Raw genomic sequence first — 16,275 nt, forward strand, 5'->3', positions numbered from 1 at the left:
TTATTTTTGATTTAACTTATCTTTGTGCTTGATGATCTGCCGATCCAGTTTATCCAGCAGGGTATCAATCGCCGCATACATGTCGGCATGCTGCGAATTGGCGAACACCTCACCACCGCTGACATGCAGCTTGGCTTCGGCGATCTGGTTCAGTTTTTCGACGCTCAACACCACATGTACGTTGTTGATATGGTCAAAGTGACGCTCGAGTTTGGCAAATTTGTTATTCACATAATCACGCAGAGCTTCGGTAATCTCGACATGGTGTCCGGTCAGGTTAATTTGCATAACGTCTTCCTTTTGTTTGCCTAAACCAGGCGTTTGCGCTGATTGGATGGCGGGATCAACAAGGATTCACGGTACTTTGCGATCGTGCGTCTCGCCACCATAATACCCTGTTCGGCCAGCAAATCCGCGATCTTGCTATCACTAAGCGGTTTGGCCGGGTTTTCGGCCGTCACCAGCTTCTTGATCAGGGCGCGAATTGCGGTCGATGAGCACTCTCCTCCTCCCTCCGTGTTGACATGACTGGAGAAAAAAAACTTCAGTTCAAAGATGCCACGGGGCGTATGCATGTACTTCTGGGTCGTCACCCGTGAAATCGTCGACTCGTGCATCTCCACCGCCTCGGCGATGTCGTTGAGTACCATGGGTTTCATGGCCTCTTCACCGTATTCGAAGAAGCCCTGCTGCTGCTCGACTATGCAGCTGGCCACCTTGAGCAGGGTGTCGTTGCGACTCTCCAGGCTCTTGATGAACCATTTGGCTTCCTGCAGATGGGAGCGGATGAACTGGGTATCCGTGCTGCTGCGGGCATTGCGTGCCATGGCCGCATAGGCCTCGTTGACACGGATGCGCGGCGCCGAATCCGGGTTGAGCTCAACCACCCACTTAGTCCCCTTCTTGACCACGGAGACGTCCGGGATCACGTATTGCGATTCACTCTGGATGATGCCATTGCCGGGTCTCGGCTCCAGCTGCTGGATGAGATCCAGCACCTCCTTGAGGTCGCTCTCCTTGAGCCGGGTCTTGCGTGCCAGGGTGCGGTAGTCGCGGTTGCCGAGCAGATCCATGTGCTCGCGGATCACCTCCCTTGCCTCATTGAGCCAGGGCAGATCCGGCGAGTACTGGCCAAGCTGGATCAGCAGACACTCCTGCACCGAGCGCGCGGCTATGCCAACCGGATCGAAATGCTGCACTCGCTTGAGCACGGCTTCCACTTCATCCAGTTCAACTTCTACCTCTTCACTGCTGACTGCAGCCTGAATATCTTCGAGAGAGACGGTCAGGTAGCCGGACTCATCGATGGCATCGATGATGGCGAGGGCGATGGCGGCATCCAGATCGCTGAACGGCGTCAAGCGCATCTGCCACAGCAGATAGTCCTGCAGGTTCTCGGTGGTTTCCCCCTGATAGACGCTGTCTTCCCCATCATGGATGGGGCCGGCGCTCTGGGCCGTACCGGCGGAGTAGACCTCATCCCAGGTGGTGTCCACCGGCAGTTCATCCGGCATCTTGTCCTGCGCCATGGCGTCGCTGGAGTCGAGTTGACTGGCGTCCTGGGGCTCTATCGGGCTGGTTTCCTGCGCCTCATTCTCCTCCTGCTCCAGCAAGGGGTTATTATCGAGCGCTTGCTGAATTTCCTGCTGGAGTTCCAGGGTGGAGAGCTGGAGCAGACGAATCGCTTGTTGTAATTGTGGCGTCATGGTCAGTGACTGACCGAGGCGCAACTGTAATGTCGGCTTCATCTACGTCGGGATATCCTTATGTTCAGCGAGGCAATCACCTAACAAAAATGAGGGGTGCCCCCTTACTATAGACTGAATTGATCGCCCAAATAGACGCGCTTGACCTGCTCATCGGCGAGGATATCGGCCGGTGCCCCCTCGGCAATCATCTTGCCGTGGCTGACGATGTAGGCCTTCTCGCACACATCCAGCGTCTCTCTGACGTTGTGATCCGTGATCAGCACACCCAGCCCTCTTTCCTTCAGATGCTGGATGATCTTCTTGATGTCTATGACCGAAATAGGATCAACACCTGCAAAGGGTTCATCCAACAGGATGAATCGCGGCTCTGCCGCCAGCGCCCGGGCAATCTCGACCCGGCGTCGCTCCCCGCCAGACAGGCTCTGACCCAGGCTGTCGCGAATATGGGTGATGTTGAACTCTTCCAGTAACTGCTCGACCTTATCCTCACGCTCCTCGCGGCTCAACCCCTTGCGGGTCTGCATGACACCCATCAGGTTGTCGAACACCGAAAGGCGCCGGAAGATGGAGGCCTCCTGGGGCAGATAGCCGATGCCATTGCGGGCGCGGATATGCATGGGCTGCAGGCTGATGTCCTGCTCATCTATGGTGATGAGGCCCGCATCCCGCTGCACCAGGCCCACGATCATGTAGAAGGAGGTGGTCTTGCCGGCACCATTCGGGCCGAGCAGCCCCACTATCTGGCCGGTGCCCACTTCCAGACTCACGTCGCTGACCACCATGCGGCGCTTGTAGCTCTTCTGCAAACCCGTTGCTTTTAACACTGCCATGGCTTCTGTTTCCTACTTCTTCTGATCGGCGGGTTTGTCGAAGTTTTCTACTTGATCCGGCAGGAACACCGTCTTGACTCGCTGGGTGGGTCCCTTGCTCTCGGCGATCATCTTCTGTTTGACGATGTCGTAGCGGATGAGGTCGCCGGTGACCTGGCTGTCTTCCTGCTTGAGCTGGCCGTTGCCCGTGATGGTGACCAGGCGGTTCTTCAGCTCATAGCGAATGCTGTTGCCGTGGGCATTGACCGGCTTGCCGTTGTCCAGGATCTGGAAGAAGGTGGCGGGATTGCCATAGGCGGTCATCACCTCGGCCCCTTTATCGCCGGAGCGGATCACCACCACCTTGTCGGCCTTAATCTTGATGGTGCCCTGGGTGATGATCACGTCTTCGCTGAAGGTGATGCGGTTGTCCTGCATCTCGGCCACTTGCTTGACCGCATCCACATAGACCTTCTCGGCAAAGTCGGACTCTTTGGCGCTCACTGTACTGCACAGAAGCAGGGCCGCGAGGACCAGATTAACGTTTTTCATTGAAATAAGTGGCATGGCCTTTATCCAGTAATTCGAAATATTTACGTTCCAGATGGCCCTTCAGGCCAACGCCCTCGGTCTGGAATTCCTGACCCACTATGCTGATGTGCTGGTTGCTTCTCACGTCCTGAGTCACCAGATCCAGCTCCAGATAAGGGGTATCCAGCGTGGAGATGAAAGACGCCGGCAGCAGGCCGTCCAGATGTACCTTGTCACGCAGTATCACGTTGTCATCTGTGTTGAGCACCCCGGTTTCGGCCGTGACTTTCCATTCGGCCTCCCCCTGCTCATCGAACATGTAGACCACCGGCTTGTCGAAGGTGGCCTGCTCGAGGATCTGGTAATACTCCGCATATTCGGACTCCAACCGCTCGGTCCGTTTGCCCTGCTCGTTGAAGCGGGTCGTGACCAGGTTCTTGGCGGTGAAGTCCGGTTGATAGTTCTCTACCTTGGCAGCCGGTTCGGGCGCCAGCTCGATCTCGCCGAGCTGCCAGGCGGCAAGCGCCGCCAGAAACAGCAGGGCAAACAGAAACGTCTGCTTGTTCATACCGAGGCCTCGGGTTGGTAGTCGCCCAAGCCCTGCGCCTGCAGGATGAGATCGCACACCTCGCGCACCGCGCCCACTCCGCCCCCCAGACGGGTCACCAGATCGGCACGAGCCAGCACCAGCGGATGGGCATCCGCCACCGCTATGCCGAGACCGCAGGCCTGCATCACCGGCAGATCTATGGTGTCGTCCCCCATGTAGGCGGCCTGTTCCGGCATCAGGCCCAGCTTGGCCAGCAGCGCCTCGAAGTGGGGCAGCTTCTGATCCGCCCCCTGCACCAGGTGCTGCACCCCCAGGCCCCTCATCCGATCGCTGACGATACGGGAGTTGCGCCCTGTGATGATGGCAATCTCGATGCCGGCGTTGAGCAGGGCACGCATGCCTGCACCGTCGCGGGTGCAGAAGGTCTTCAGCTCTTCGCCGTTATTGCCCATATAGATGAAGCCATTGGAGAGCACCCCATCCACATCGCACACCAGCAGGCGGATCTGCGCCGCCTTCTCGTACTGGCTGCGCGTCACCGGACCATAGAGGGTCGGTACGTCTTGCATCAAATCACCCCGGCTCTCAGCAGGTCGTGCATGTTAAAGGCGCCAAGTGGCCGCCGCTCTTCATCCACCACCAGCAATCCGTTTATCTTTCTGGTTTCCATCAGTTTGACGGCCTCGGCCGCCATCATCTCAGGCCCTACGGTAACACAGTTGGCCGTCATTACGCGGCTGATCGGGGTGTGGTGAATGTCCACCTGCAGATCCAGGATCCGGCGCAAGTCACCGTCGGTGAACAGACCGGCCAGCAGCCCCTGCTCATCCACCACAGCCGTCATGCCGAGGCCCTTGCGGCTCACTTCCAGCAGCGCCTGGCTGATGGTGGCATCTATCCCCACCCGGGGCAACAGCTCGCCGCTGTGCATCAGATCGCCGACCCGCAGCAACAGCCGCTTGCCCAGCGACCCGCCCGGGTGCGAGAGCGCGAAGTCATCGGCGGTAAAGCCACGCGCTTCCAGCAGGGCCACGGCCAGGGCGTCCCCCATCACCAGGGTCGCCGTGGTGCTGGAGGTCGGGGCCAGACCCAGCGGGCAGGCCTCTTTCTCCACCTTGATGCACAGGTGCACGTTGGCCTCCTTGGCCATGGTGGAGGCCGGATTGCCGGTCATGCAGATGAGCGGAATGCCGCGACGCTTGAGCACCGGCAGCAGGGCCAGGATCTCGTCACTCTCGCCTGAGTTGGAGATGGCGATGATGAGGTCGCCGGCGGAGATCATCCCCAGATCCCCGTGGCTGGCTTCGCCAGGGTGGAGGAAGAAGGCTGGCGTGCCTGTGCTGGCCAGGGTCGCGGCAATCTTGTTGCCGACATGACCCGACTTGCCCATGCCGGTGACCACTATCTTGCCGGCGCAGCGCAGCACCATCTCGCAGGCGCGCTCGAAGGTCTCGTCGAGGTACTGGTAGAGCCCATCGATGGCTTGTTTTTCTATGTCCAGCACCGCACGGGCACTGCGACGGAAATCGAACAATTCAGACACTTTTTCAGGCTTTACAGACATAAAGGCACAGCTCCGGGCCGAAATTTGCTGCGGGATTATAAAAAAGTCTGCCGAGATAAGCGAATCGGATGCGGGACGCTCTGCCGCTGATGCAAGTTGTTACATAAAACTGTCGCGTATTTGGGGGGCAAAGCCGCTCAATAGTTGTTCCTTGCTGTTGCTTAGACCTAGACTAGCCCATAAAATTCGCTCTTCATTTATACCGGATGGACAATTGTTTGAACGATGACCTGATCACCATCTCCGACCTGACCTTCAGTCACGGAGATAGGTTGCTGTACGACAGGATCAACCTGACCATTCCCCGTGGCAAGGTCACCGCCGTCATGGGCCCCAGCGGCATCGGCAAGACCACCTTGCTGCGCCTGATCGGTGGCCAGCTGAAGCCTGAGTCCGGTCATATTCTGTTTGACGGGGAAGACATCCCCACCCTCTCCCGCAGCCGTCTGTATGAAGTGCGCAAGCGGATGAGCATGCTGTTTCAGAGCGGCGCCCTGTTCACCGGCATGACGGTGTTCGACAACGTGGCCTTCCCGCTGCGGGAACACTCGGGTCTGCCGGAAGAGCTGATCCACACCATCGTCATGATGAAGTTGCAGGCTGTGGGTCTGCGTGGCGCCGCCCGCCTGATGCCCTCCGAGCTCTCAGGCGGCATGGCCCGTCGTGCGGCCCTGGCCAGATCCATAGCACTGGATCCGGATCTCATCATGTATGACGAGCCCTTCGTCGGCCAGGATCCCATCACCATGGCGGTGCTGGTCAAGCTCATCAAGGAGCTCAACGATGCCCTCGGCATCACCTCCGTCATCGTCACCCACGATGTGAAGGAGGTGCTCAGCATCGCCGACTACGCCTACATCATCGCCAACCGCAGGGTGGTGGCACAGGGTACGCCGGAGCAACTTCGCGAGGAGCACAATCCCGAGGTCGAGCAGTTCCTCAAGGGATTGCCCGATGGTCCTGTTCCGTTTCATTTTCCGGCAGGCGACCTGCTACAGGATCTGTGATGTTCATAAGTCAGATAAGCAAGCTGGGGCGGAGCGGGGTGCGCTTCATCAGCGCCGTCGGCCGCGCCACCATCATGCTGTTTCACGCGTTGGCGGGCAAACCCGAGCCCCGCAAGCACTTCCCCCTGCTGGTACAGCAGCTCTATGTGGTGGGGGTACAATCGGTCGCCATCATACTGGTGTCGGGTCTCTTCATCGGCATGGTGCTCTCCTTGCAGGGTTACAACGTACTGAAGGACTTCGGCGCCGAGCAGAGTCTGGGGCCTCTGGTCTCCCTCTCCCTGCTGCGGGAGCTGGGCCCTGTGGTCACCGCCCTGCTGTTTGCCGGTCGTGCGGGTTCGGCCCTCACCGCCGAGATCGGCCTGATGAAGGCCACCGAGCAGCTCTCCAGCCTGGAGATGATGGCGGTGGACCCGCTGCGCCGGGTAGTGGCGCCTCGCTTCTGGGCTGGCGTCATCAGCATGCCGCTGCTGGCCTTCATGTTCAGCCTGATCGGCATCTTCGGCGGCAAACTGGTCGGGGTCGACTGGCTGGGGGTGGATGAGGGCAGTTTCTGGTCTGCCATGCAAGCCTCCGTCGACTGGCAGGACGACATCATGCAAGGGGCCATCAAGAGTGTGATCTTCGCTCTGGTGGTGACCTGGATCGCGCTCTTCAATGGCTATGATGCCAAGCCGACCTCGGCCGGGATCAGTCAGGCGACGACCCGTACCGTGGTCCACTCATCCCTGGCCGTGCTCGGTCTGGATTTTATACTCACCGCAGTCATGTTTGGATAAGGGAAAGATGAAGTTCAGCAAAGTAGAATTCCTGGTCGGTGCCTTCATGCTGGCTGGCATCGCAGCCATTCTGGCGTTGGCACTGCAAGTGGCGGGATTGAGTTTCAAACCGGAAGGAGAAACCTATACCCTGCGCGCCCATTTCGATAATATCGGCGGCCTGAAAGTGCGCTCGCCGGTCAAGGTCGGCGGCGTCGTCGTCGGTCGAGTCAGCGACATCACGCTGGATGCCAAGAGCCAGGTGCCCATCGTTTCCCTGCAGATGCAAAAGAGTGCCGGCGAGTTCTCAGAAACCAGCACCCTCTCCATCCTGACCTCGGGTCTGCTGGGCGAGCAGTATGTCGGCCTGGCACCGGGTTTCACCGATGAAGAGATGGGCACCAGCATGCTCAAGGATGGCGACATGATCGAAGACACCAAGTCTGCCATAGTGCTGGAAGACCTGATTGGCAAGTTCCTCTACAGCCAGTCTTCCCCGGCCACCGATACGCCAGCAACCAAGGAGTAACCATGTTCAAGAAGATCGCCCTGCTGCTGGGTCTGATGACCAGCATGCTGTTTTCCGTCTCCGCCCTGGCAGCAGTCAATGCCGCCGATCCCTATGCCCTGGTGGATCAGGCTGCCCAGCAGACCTTCGCCCGCCTGAAGGCGGACAAGTCCCAGGTCAAGAGCAACCCGGATCACCTGCGGGTGATCATCCGCGAAGAGCTGCTGCCCTATGTGGACAACCGCTTCGCCGCCTACAAGGTGCTTGGCAACCAGATCAAGGAAACCACCCCGGCCCAGCGCGATGCCTTCGTCCAGGTGTTCACCGAGTACATGGTGAGCTCCTACGCCGATGCCCTGGCCCATTTCGACAAGCAGACCGTCAAGGTCCAGCCGGGCAAGGCGCCCGGTGACAGCAACATCACCGCCGTCAACGTCAGCGTGAAAGAGGCCGGCAAACCGGACATCTTCCTCGAGTTCAAGCTGCGCAAGAACAACAAGACAGGTGAATGGAAGGCCTTCGACATGGTTGCCGAAGGGATCAGCCTGCTCTCCGCCAAGCAGAGCGAGCTCGGTGGCCTCATTCGCCAGAACGGCATAGATGCGGTGATCGCCCAGTTGCGCGAGCACAATGCCAAGCCGCTGGTGCTCAAGTCATGACACTCCAGGGGGAGCTGCAGGCACCGCAGGTCAACGCCCTGTGGCAACGGCGATCCGAGTGGTGGCAAGATGATGCGCTCGATATGAGCGGGGTCACCACCCTGGATTCCGCCGGCCTGGCCCTGCTGGTCAAGTGGGCCAAAGCCACCCTGACACGGGGGGCCACGCCGCAACTGGTGGGCGCCTCCACTGATTTTTATACCCTGGCCAAGCTGTACGGTGTGGCCAGTCTGTTTCAACCCACCCCGCCCAACACCGAGGACGCATAATGCAAGTCTCTGAAATTGAAGCGATACTCCTTGAGGCCTTGCCATTGTCCGAAGTCCATGTCAAAGGCGACGGCAGTCACTATCAGGTGATTGCGGTCGGCGACATGTTTGACGGCATGAGCCGGGTCAAGAAGCAGCAGGCCATCTATGCCCCGCTGATGGACAAGATCGCCAGCAACGCCATCCACGCCCTCTCCATCAAGGCCTTTACCGATGCCGAATGGAAGCGCGAACGTAAATTCCTAATGCCCTCCTGATTTGGTATCTAAGTAAATGGACAAATTCAAGATCACCGGCCCCTGCACCCTCTCCGGTGAAGTGACCATCTCCGGCGCCAAAAACGCCGCCCTGCCGATCCTGTTCGCCACCCTGCTGTGCGACGAGGAGATCCAGCTCTCGAACGTGCCGCGCCTCAAAGACGTAGGCACTACCCTCAAGCTGCTGGAGATGCTGGGTGCCAGCACCAAGGTCAACGGCAACGTGACCGTGCTGACCGGCGCCGTGAACAACCACGTCGCCCCCTACGAGCTGGTGAAGACCATGCGCGCCTCCATACTGGCGCTGGGCCCACTGGCCGCCCGTTTCGGCGCGGCTGACGTCTCCCTGCCCGGTGGCTGCGCCATCGGTGCCCGCCCGGTCAACCTGCACGTTCACGGCCTCGAGCTGATGGGCGCCAAGATCGCCATCGAAGATGGCTACATCAAGGCCCGTGTCGACGGTCGCCTCAAGGGTGCCCACATCCTGATGGACATGATCTCTGTCACCGGTACCGAGAACCTGATGATGGCCGCCACCCTGGCGGACGGTCGCACCGTGATCGAAAACGCCGCCCGCGAGCCGGAAGTGGTCGATCTCGCCAACTTCCTCAACACCCTGGGCGCCAAGATCCAGGGTGCGGGCACCGACACCCTGACCATCGATGGCGTCGAGCGTCTGCACGGCGGCAGCTACAGCGTGCAGCCAGACCGTATCGAAACCGGTACCTTCCTGGTCGGTGCCGCCGTCACCGGGGGCAAGATCACCTGCCGCAAGACCGACCCTTCCCTGCTGGAAGCCGTCCTCGTCAAGCTGGAAGAGGCCGGTGCGCTCATCGAGAAGGGGGAAGACTGGATCTCCCTCGACATGACGGGTCGCACCCTCAAGCCGGTCACCATCAAGACGGCCCCCTACCCGGCCTTCCCGACCGACATGCAGGCACAGTTCACCGTGCTGAACGCCGTGGCCAAGGGCACCGGCATGGTCACCGAGACCATCTTCGAGAACCGCTTCATGCACGTGCCCGAGCTGGTACGTATGGGTGCGGACATCGAGCTGCAGGGTAACGTGGCAATCTGCCGCGACACCGAACAACTCAAGGGTGCCCAGGTGATGGCAACCGATCTGCGCGCCTCCGCCAGCCTGGTCCTCGCCGGCTTCGTGGCCGAAGGCACCACCATGGTCGAGCGCATCTATCACATCGACCGTGGCTATGAAGACATAGAGCACAAGCTGCAAGGCCTGGGCGGCTGCATAGAGCGCATCAAGGAGTGATCATCACCCCTTGCCGATGAGCACTAAAAAGGCCCCCTCACCAGGCGAGGGGGCCTTTTTCATTTCCGGTGTCTGGCGGCTTAGTGCCCCGCCAGCTTCATCTGCTCGACCAGCACAGAGCCCGTCTTGAGGCTGGAGCGCTCGTCCTCGTCGTTCCCCACCGCCACCAGGGTGCTGAACATGTCGGCCAGGTTGCCGGCTATGGTGATCTCCTCAACCGGATAGAGGATCTCGCCATTTTCCACCCAGAAACCGGCGGCGCCGCGGGAGTAGTCACCATTGACTATGTTGACCCCCTGCCCCATCAGCTCGGTCACCAGCAGGCCGGTACCCATCTCTTTGAGCATGCCCTGGAAATCCTGGCCGGTATTGGAAACCTGCCAGTTATGGATGCCACCGGCGTGGCCCGTGGTGGTCAGCCCCAGCTTGCGTGCCGAGTATGAAGTGAGCAACCAGCTCATCAGCTCGCCGTTGCGGACTATGTCCATGTCGCGGGTGCGTACCCCTTCGCCGTCGAAGGGAGTACTGGCAAGCCCTCCCAGCAGGTGTGGAAACTCCTGGATGCTGAGCCACTCGGGCAGTATCTGCTTGCCCAGTTTATCCAGCAGGAAGCTCGACTTGCGATAGAGGTTGCCGCCGCTGATGGCCATCACCAGATGGCCCCACAGGCCGGCGGCGGTGTCGGGATGAAACAGCACGGGGGCGTGGCGGGTGCTGATCTTGCGGGCCCCCAGACGGGAGACGGTACGCTCCACCGCCTCGTCGGCGATCCGCTGCGGGGTCCAGAGGCCGGAGAGGGCGCGGCTGGAGGAGTAGCCATAGTCCCGCTGCATGTCCCCATCCTGCTCGCCGATCAGCACGCAGCTCAGGGAGTTGCGCGACGCCGCATAGCCTTTGACGAAGCCATGGCTGTTGCCATAGACCTTGACCCCCAGATGGCTGGAAAAGCTGGCGCCATCGGAGTGCTTGATGCGGGCATCACGCCCCAGGGCTAGCCGCTCGCACTCGATGGCCAGCTCGATGCCACGCTGGGGATCCAGTTCGATGGAGTGACAGAGTTGCAGATCCGGGGCATCCCAGGCCAGCAGTTCGGCATCCGCCAGGCCGGCATATTCATCGGGGGAGGTGTGGCGGGCAATCTCCATGGCCGCTTCGACGGCGGCGCGGATGGCAGGCTTGCCGAGATCCGTGGTCGAAGAAGATCCCTTGCAGCCATTGCGATAGACGGCGATGCCGAGCGCTCCATCCTTGTTGAACTCGATGCTTTCCAGCTCACAGCCCCGGGTATTCACCGACAGCCCTGTCTGCTTGCTGATGGAGACTTCCGCAAGCCCGGCACCCAGCCCCTTGGCTATCTCCAGGGCCTCGGCGACCACCGCCTCGAGATGGGCTTGATCCTGGCGGATTTGATCTTGCTGGTCCATAACTCACATCTGTATGAAGGAAGGAAAGGGGCTAAGCATATCAGACCCCTGCGCCCAGCGGGAGAAGCTGGTAACATATCCCCCAACGCGAATGACAGGAATCAGAGACCGATGAGTCAGTATCAAGACGACAACGAATTGGACGATTGGGGTCCAAGCAAGAGCCAGCTCAAGCGCGACGCCGAGGCACTGCAGAAACTGGGGGCCGAGATCGTCTCCCTGAGCCACAGCGAGCTGGAACGGATCCCGCTGGATGAAGAGTTAGCCGAAGCCGTCGAGCTGGGCCGCAAGCTCAAACCCAAGAAGGACGAATCCTTCCGCCGCCACCTGCAGTTCATCGGCCGCCTGATGCGCAGCCGGGATATAGAGCAGATCGAGGAAGCCCTCTCCATCATCAAGATGCGTCACTCCACCGTGAATGCCCGCCTGCACCGGCTGGAGCAGTGGCGTGAGCGCCTGATCACCGAGGGTGACAGCGCCCTCAACGAACTGATGTCCCAGTTCCACGAGCTGGATCGCCAGAAGCTGCGTCAGCTGATCCGCACCGCCAACAAGGAGCGGGAGCTGAACAAGCCGCCGGTGGCCTATCGCGAGATGTACCAGTACCTGCGCGGCGAGATAGAACATCTGCTGTGAGTCATGATGCCGGCGCGGGACACCTGTCGCCGACAGAAACAAAAACGGGGCCAAGCTGGCCCCGTTTTTTTTATGCGCCGTCAGCTGCCCGGCAAACACTGGGTGTGAGTGCCCGGTTGCAGATAGGGCACCAGCAAGGGCGCCATCCCCTTGAGGACCTGTACCGGCAGTGCCGAGGTGAAGCGGAACTTGTCGGACTGGCTGCCAGGCACATAGGCCGTCAGGGTGCCGAAGTGATCATCCCCTATGTAGAAAACAAAGGTCGCGGTCCGGTTGCGCGCCAGCGAGCTGGTGACATTGCCGTAGCGGCCGACAGTCTCGATCCTGTTATCCCCCGTCCCCGTCTTGCCCCCCAACGACAGCACGGTGCCATCCGGCAAGGCAAAGGCACCGGCGATGCGCCGTGCCGTGCCGCCTTCCACCACCTTGGACAGGGCATTGCGCAGGGCGGTGGCCACCTCGGCGGGCATCACCCGCACACCCTGGGTGTTGGCCGGTTCGAACGCGGTAGCGAAGGGCGTGTCCTTGGCAAAAGAGAGATGCTCGATCCGCAGGGTCGGTGCCCGCATGCCGCCGTTCTGGATGATCCCCATCAACTCAGCCAAAGCGGCGGGTCTGTCACCCGAACTGCCCAGGGCGGTCGCCAGGGAGGGAACCAGGTGATCAAACGGATAGCCCAGACGTGCCCAGCGCTGATGGATGTCGAGGAAGGCCTCGACTTCCAGCATGGTGCGGATCCGGCTATCCCGGGCGCTGCGATGGCGGGTCTTGAACAGCCAGCTGTAGACCTCCTGACGCTCATCCCGGCTGGCCGCAACCGCGTCGGCGAAGGTAGCCTTGTCAAACTCCCTGAGATAGGAGAGCAGCCACAGCTCCAGCGGGTGGACGCGGGCGATATAGCCTTGATCCGGCAGTGAATACTTACCAGGACCATAGCTGGTATAGAGCTGCTCGACTCGCTTGTCGCTCAGCTTGTCCCGCGGCAGGCGCTTCGCTAGGAAGGCGGCAAAATCGGCCTGTGACGCTTCCGGCATCAGGTAGCGATGCACGGCCGCGAGGCGCACTGCGCTCGGCTTTAGGCCGTCGAGGAAGGTATCGAGCTGCTCATCCGTGGTCTTGCCGCGATATTTGCGCCAGAAGCGCAGCAGATAGGTCTGCCCCTCCTTGTCGGCAAACTTGGCCAGATACTCGGTACGACGGGGATCCTTGTCATCCTTGAGCAATTGGGCGCGGTTGCCTTCCTTGTAGAGGCTGTAGCGCACTATGTCCCGCATCAGCCGCACGAAGGGCAGGTTGATGGATTCACGCAAGGCGTCGCGGATAGGCGGAATGCGGCCATTGTCTTCCTTGCGGAAGTTGTTGAAGGTATGCATGCCGCCGCCGGTGAAGAAGCCCTCGTAGGGGCTGGCGGAGTACTTGCGATCCAGCGCCGCCTCCAGCATCACGGGCAAGCTCTTGTCCTTGGCACTCATCAGGTAGGCAATGGCCCAACGGCTGATGTTGTCCTGATCGGAGACCTCTATCTTGCGTAGGCTTTCGGTCGGCATGTTCCCATAGCTGTCATGCAGCTCGGTCACTATCTCCAGATAGGTGGTCAGCACCCGCAGCTTGGCGGTAGAGCCCAGCTCCAGCTTGCTGCCCTCGTTGATGTCGAACGGCTGATCCGTGTTGTCGGTCTGCACCCGCACCTTGACCCCTTCCGGCGTCTTCTCGAACAGGGTGAAGCTGTATTTCACGTCCCCCGTCTTCTCCGGCGAGAGCAGGCGCTCACCAAACAGCCCGACCTGGGCGGCGAATGTGGGGTCCGCCAACTGCTGTAGATAACGGGAGACGTCATTTTGCAGCGGCATGTTGAGGGTCGTATCCGCCGTCAGATCCATGCGGTCCAGATCATAGAGCTGAACCCCGAGCTGACGACTGAGGCGGGTGCGCGCGACCTGCAACCCCTTGTTGTTATTGACCCGGGTAATCGCCGGCGCCTGCAGGAAGTCGCGGAACGCAAGCTTGGCCTTGAGCGCCGACTCCATCAGAGGCGGCGTGATCATGCCCTCCTGAACGAACAGACGCAGGTAGCTGTCAGTCAGGGTCGACAGCGCCTCCCGTCCCTGGGCCAGATAGTAGGAGGGACGACGGTGGGCAATCATCAGGGAGACGACCTGGCGCAGCGCCAGCCCCTGCTCGGCCAGGGTGGCATCCTGATTGCGAGCGGGATCCAGCAGCCGATTCACCTCATCCACATCGGCACCAAACCAGACCCAGAGACCATCCCCCAGGCCGTGCACCTCGCCATAGCCCGGGGCAGCGGAGAGCGGTACCGAGTTGAGATAGGCCCAGGCCACCAGTTTGCGTGCTTCCAGGGTTTCTGGCCCCAATCGATAGGCCCGCACGCTGGCTGAGGCCATCTGGCGGATCTTCTCGGTGGGGGACAGGGTCAAACCATCAGGGGAGTGACGATACTTCTCCACCTGGGTCGCCAGCGTACTGCCGCCGGCGGATTGATCCTGCATGTCCAGCGCCTTGCCCACCTGGGACAGTGCAGCCTTGGCAAAACGGGGCCAGTCTACCGCCGGGTTGGCCAGTGGCTGCTCGTTGCTCAGCAGCTCCCGGTTCTCGATAAACAGCAGCGACTGTATGACCAGAGGAGGGATGGAGTTGAAATCAGGATAGTAATGGGTCGGGTACTTGTATTGATAGAAAGGCTCGGCACGGCAGTCGTGCAGAGTCAGCCCCGCCTGCACCTTCTCGGTATAGGGGACGAAGAAACCATGGCTGGCGTAGTTGTAGAGCGCATCGGAAAAACGCACCTGCTCGCTCACCTGATAGCCACGCTGGATGAGGCGCTCCTGGATCATGGGCATCAGCACATAACCGAGTCGCTTGTCGAAGGGGCCATCATCCGGGAAGGTGATCTGCTTGCTGGGACCGGGTTCCAGCTCATAAGTCAGCTTGGCGGCATAACGGGAGATCTCCTGCGACTGCAATCGGGAGGTCTTCATTTCATAACCGACCAGGGCGATCACGGCAGCCAGGCAAAGCAAAAAGATGAAACAGAACAACCAGCGCCACCAGGGGCGACGCTTGCGCTGATATTGCCCGTCCGCATGCGGTACGGATGAATCCTGAGATGCCACTTTGTTCGAATCCGTCTGTTTTGATGCGCCCATATCAGCCCCACCATGGTTGCGCAATTTATTGTCTTTCAATCAAGCTTAGTCGTTTCAAGTCAAGGGCTTGAAAACTATTGACCGCTTTGCAGCGATGTTAACAGGGCGCTTGTAAAAATGGGAGCCGATTGTTGCAGTACGGCGAGAGATCCGAGCTGCGGAGTGGAAATGAAACACCGGCTGGAAGCCGGTGTTCGAGAATGGCGATGTGGGCTTACTTGCTGGTACTCATGCCCTTGAGCTTGGTGCTCAGCTCTTTGCGCTCCTTGGAAAGCTCGGCATTCTTGATGATGTGATCATCGACACGCTCTTCGTAATCGGTGCGCATGTTGGCTATGATGGCCTGCACCTCATCAATGCTCATACCGGGCTTGATATAGTCGCTCAGGTTGTCGAGCAACAGCACCCGCTTCTGGTTGTCACGGATCTTCTTCTCGTTGTCCGCGATTTCACGCTTGAGCTTGTTCTGACGACGGGACATACGCACATATTCCAACACGTCGCTGAAAGTAGACTTGTTTACTTGTTCCATATCGGTACCACTGACTGAAGGTGAATGAAAACGGGTGGGATGCTCTCATACCAGATGGAGAAACAAAGGCATGGTATGGGCAAACCCGGAATGCCCTTTACTCTACCGAGTTATGATGCAGATACAACCCCAATTGCAGGCCCGACGCCGGCTTTCAGCAGGATAGCGCCGCGTGAGGAATCAAATGGAAAACCGGTGAGAGTGCAGATCCAGGCGTGGCGGCATACGAAGCCTCGGAAGCCGGAGGTCATGAGCACCAACAGGTGACGAAACTGGTGAACTCAAGGAATAATCAGACGAGATCTCGACGAGCAGTGGCAGGTTTGGTGGAACTTCAGACAATAAAAAACCCCGCTCGATGAGCGGGGTTTCTTGTATTGGGTGCCTGGCAGTGTCCTACTCTCGCATGGCGAATGCCACACTACCATCGGCGCTACCGCGTTTCACTTCTGAGTTCGGCATGGGATCAGGTGGTTCCACGGCGCTATGGCCGCCAGGCAAATTCTTCAATCTTGGAAAGCTGACGTGAGTAACGAGGTTGCCCGTAGGCTTTGTCGCTATCACTGAATTAGTTAGTAGTTCATGCACTTGCTACAAGGCCAGAAACACTTCTTGGGTGTTGTAT

At 59.7% G+C, this 16,275-nt stretch carries 18 protein-coding genes and 1 rRNA gene; 8 read left to right on the forward strand and 11 right to left on the reverse strand.

The genetic code is table 11. The features are described 5' to 3' along the window. From hpf to AB5Y91_RS15050, 7 genes are all read right to left on the reverse strand, one after another. Nucleotides 1-288, reverse strand: coding sequence for a ribosome hibernation promoting factor (hpf, locus tag AB5Y91_RS15020; RefSeq protein ID WP_005305957.1), 288 nt, complete (start codon nt 286-288; stop codon nt 1-3). Between the two features lie 20 nt (nt 289-308). Further along, entirely contained in the window at nt 309-1,748 is a 1,440-nt protein-coding gene (locus tag AB5Y91_RS15025; protein WP_139745550.1) for an RNA polymerase factor sigma-54, read from the reverse strand. A 65-nt stretch (nt 1,749-1,813) separates the two neighbouring features. After that, nucleotides 1,814-2,539 carry an LPS export ABC transporter ATP-binding protein gene (gene lptB / locus AB5Y91_RS15030; RefSeq protein WP_010675872.1) on the reverse strand — a complete coding sequence of 242 codons (726 nt, stop codon included), beginning with the start codon at nt 2,537-2,539 and terminating at the stop codon, nt 1,814-1,816. A gap of 12 nt (nt 2,540-2,551) precedes the next feature. Beyond that, nucleotides 2,552-3,070, reverse strand: coding sequence for a lipopolysaccharide transport periplasmic protein LptA (gene lptA, locus AB5Y91_RS15035; protein ID WP_042649049.1), 519 nt, complete (start codon nt 3,068-3,070; stop codon nt 2,552-2,554). Next, nucleotides 3,057-3,617: an LPS export ABC transporter periplasmic protein LptC gene (gene lptC / locus AB5Y91_RS15040; RefSeq protein ID WP_042649050.1), complete on the reverse strand. Its 561-nt coding sequence runs from the start codon at nt 3,615-3,617 to the stop codon at nt 3,057-3,059. Before lptC ends, lptA begins: the two co-directional genes overlap by 14 nt. Further along, nucleotides 3,614-4,168 (reverse strand): 3-deoxy-manno-octulosonate-8-phosphatase KdsC, encoded by a 555-nt coding sequence (gene kdsC, locus AB5Y91_RS15045; protein WP_205642598.1) that lies wholly within the window; start codon nt 4,166-4,168, stop codon nt 3,614-3,616. Before kdsC ends, lptC begins: the two co-directional genes overlap by 4 nt. Continuing rightward, nucleotides 4,168-5,163: a KpsF/GutQ family sugar-phosphate isomerase gene (locus AB5Y91_RS15050; protein WP_025328534.1), complete on the reverse strand. Its 996-nt coding sequence runs from the start codon at nt 5,161-5,163 to the stop codon at nt 4,168-4,170. The genes kdsC and AB5Y91_RS15050 overlap by 1 nt, the downstream gene beginning before the upstream one ends. Nucleotides 5,164-5,369: 206 nt before the next feature. Between AB5Y91_RS15050 and mlaF the strand changes: the two genes are divergently transcribed. Genes mlaF through murA form a run of 7 tightly spaced genes read left to right on the forward strand, consistent with a single transcriptional unit; the run spans nt 5,370 to nt 9,894 of the window. Continuing rightward, nucleotides 5,370-6,170, forward strand: coding sequence for a phospholipid ABC transporter ATP-binding protein MlaF (gene mlaF / locus AB5Y91_RS15055; protein ID WP_025328535.1), 801 nt, complete (start codon nt 5,370-5,372; stop codon nt 6,168-6,170). Next, on the forward strand, nt 6,170-6,949 hold the full coding sequence (mlaE, locus tag AB5Y91_RS15060; protein WP_025328536.1) for a lipid asymmetry maintenance ABC transporter permease subunit MlaE: 780 nt from the start codon (nt 6,170-6,172) through the stop codon (nt 6,947-6,949). Before mlaF ends, mlaE begins: the two co-directional genes overlap by 1 nt. 7 nt (nt 6,950-6,956) lie before the next feature. Then, entirely contained in the window at nt 6,957-7,457 is a 501-nt protein-coding gene (gene mlaD, locus AB5Y91_RS15065) for an outer membrane lipid asymmetry maintenance protein MlaD (protein WP_106885624.1), read from the forward strand. A 2-nt stretch (nt 7,458-7,459) separates the two neighbouring features. Beyond that, nucleotides 7,460-8,095 (forward strand): phospholipid-binding protein MlaC, encoded by a 636-nt coding sequence (gene mlaC / locus AB5Y91_RS15070; RefSeq protein ID WP_042649053.1) that lies wholly within the window; start codon nt 7,460-7,462, stop codon nt 8,093-8,095. Then, nucleotides 8,092-8,364: a lipid asymmetry maintenance protein MlaB gene (locus AB5Y91_RS15075; protein ID WP_042649054.1), complete on the forward strand. Its 273-nt coding sequence runs from the start codon at nt 8,092-8,094 to the stop codon at nt 8,362-8,364. Before mlaC ends, AB5Y91_RS15075 begins: the two co-directional genes overlap by 4 nt. Continuing rightward, nucleotides 8,364-8,621, forward strand: a complete 258-nt coding sequence (gene ibaG / locus AB5Y91_RS15080) for a BolA family iron metabolism protein IbaG (RefSeq protein ID WP_033115468.1) — start codon at nt 8,364-8,366, stop codon at nt 8,619-8,621. The genes AB5Y91_RS15075 and ibaG overlap by 1 nt, the downstream gene beginning before the upstream one ends. Before the next feature lie 16 nt (nt 8,622-8,637). Continuing rightward, the gene (gene murA / locus AB5Y91_RS15085; RefSeq protein ID WP_025328540.1) at nt 8,638-9,894 is read left to right on the forward strand and encodes a UDP-N-acetylglucosamine 1-carboxyvinyltransferase; all 1,257 of its coding nucleotides are present in this window, start codon (nt 8,638-8,640) and stop codon (nt 9,892-9,894) included. Nucleotides 9,895-9,974: 80 nt separating this feature from the next. Here the strand turns inward: murA and pmbA are convergent, their stop codons facing one another. After that, on the reverse strand, nt 9,975-11,318 hold the full coding sequence (gene pmbA / locus AB5Y91_RS15090) for a metalloprotease PmbA (protein ID WP_106885622.1): 1,344 nt from the start codon (nt 11,316-11,318) through the stop codon (nt 9,975-9,977). Nucleotides 11,319-11,429: 111 nt separating this feature from the next. On the opposite strand from pmbA, the gene yjgA reads away from it, so the two are divergent. Continuing rightward, a complete protein-coding gene (gene yjgA, locus AB5Y91_RS15095) occupies nt 11,430-11,954 on the forward strand; it encodes a ribosome biogenesis factor YjgA (protein ID WP_106885621.1) in 525 nt (174 codons plus the stop codon). 80 nt (nt 11,955-12,034) lie between these two features. Here yjgA and AB5Y91_RS15100 read toward each other — a convergent pair whose 3' ends face one another. The 3 genes from AB5Y91_RS15100 to rrf form a co-directional block, all read right to left on the reverse strand. Then, a complete protein-coding gene (locus tag AB5Y91_RS15100) occupies nt 12,035-15,118 on the reverse strand; it encodes a transglycosylase domain-containing protein (RefSeq protein ID WP_168235954.1) in 3,084 nt (1,027 codons plus the stop codon). 214 nt (nt 15,119-15,332) lie between these two features. Further along, nucleotides 15,333-15,650 carry a PTS system regulator TmaR gene (tmaR, locus tag AB5Y91_RS15105; RefSeq protein WP_025328544.1) on the reverse strand — a complete coding sequence of 106 codons (318 nt, stop codon included), beginning with the start codon at nt 15,648-15,650 and terminating at the stop codon, nt 15,333-15,335. A gap of 383 nt (nt 15,651-16,033) precedes the next feature. Continuing rightward, a 5S ribosomal RNA gene (rrf, locus tag AB5Y91_RS15110) occupies nt 16,034-16,148 on the reverse strand. Between the last annotated feature and the right edge of the window lie 127 nt (nt 16,149-16,275).

The sequence above is a fragment of the Aeromonas sp. R4-3 genome (assembly GCF_040908275.1).
Classification (GTDB): Bacteria; Pseudomonadota; Gammaproteobacteria; order Enterobacterales; family Aeromonadaceae; genus Aeromonas; species Aeromonas rivipollensis.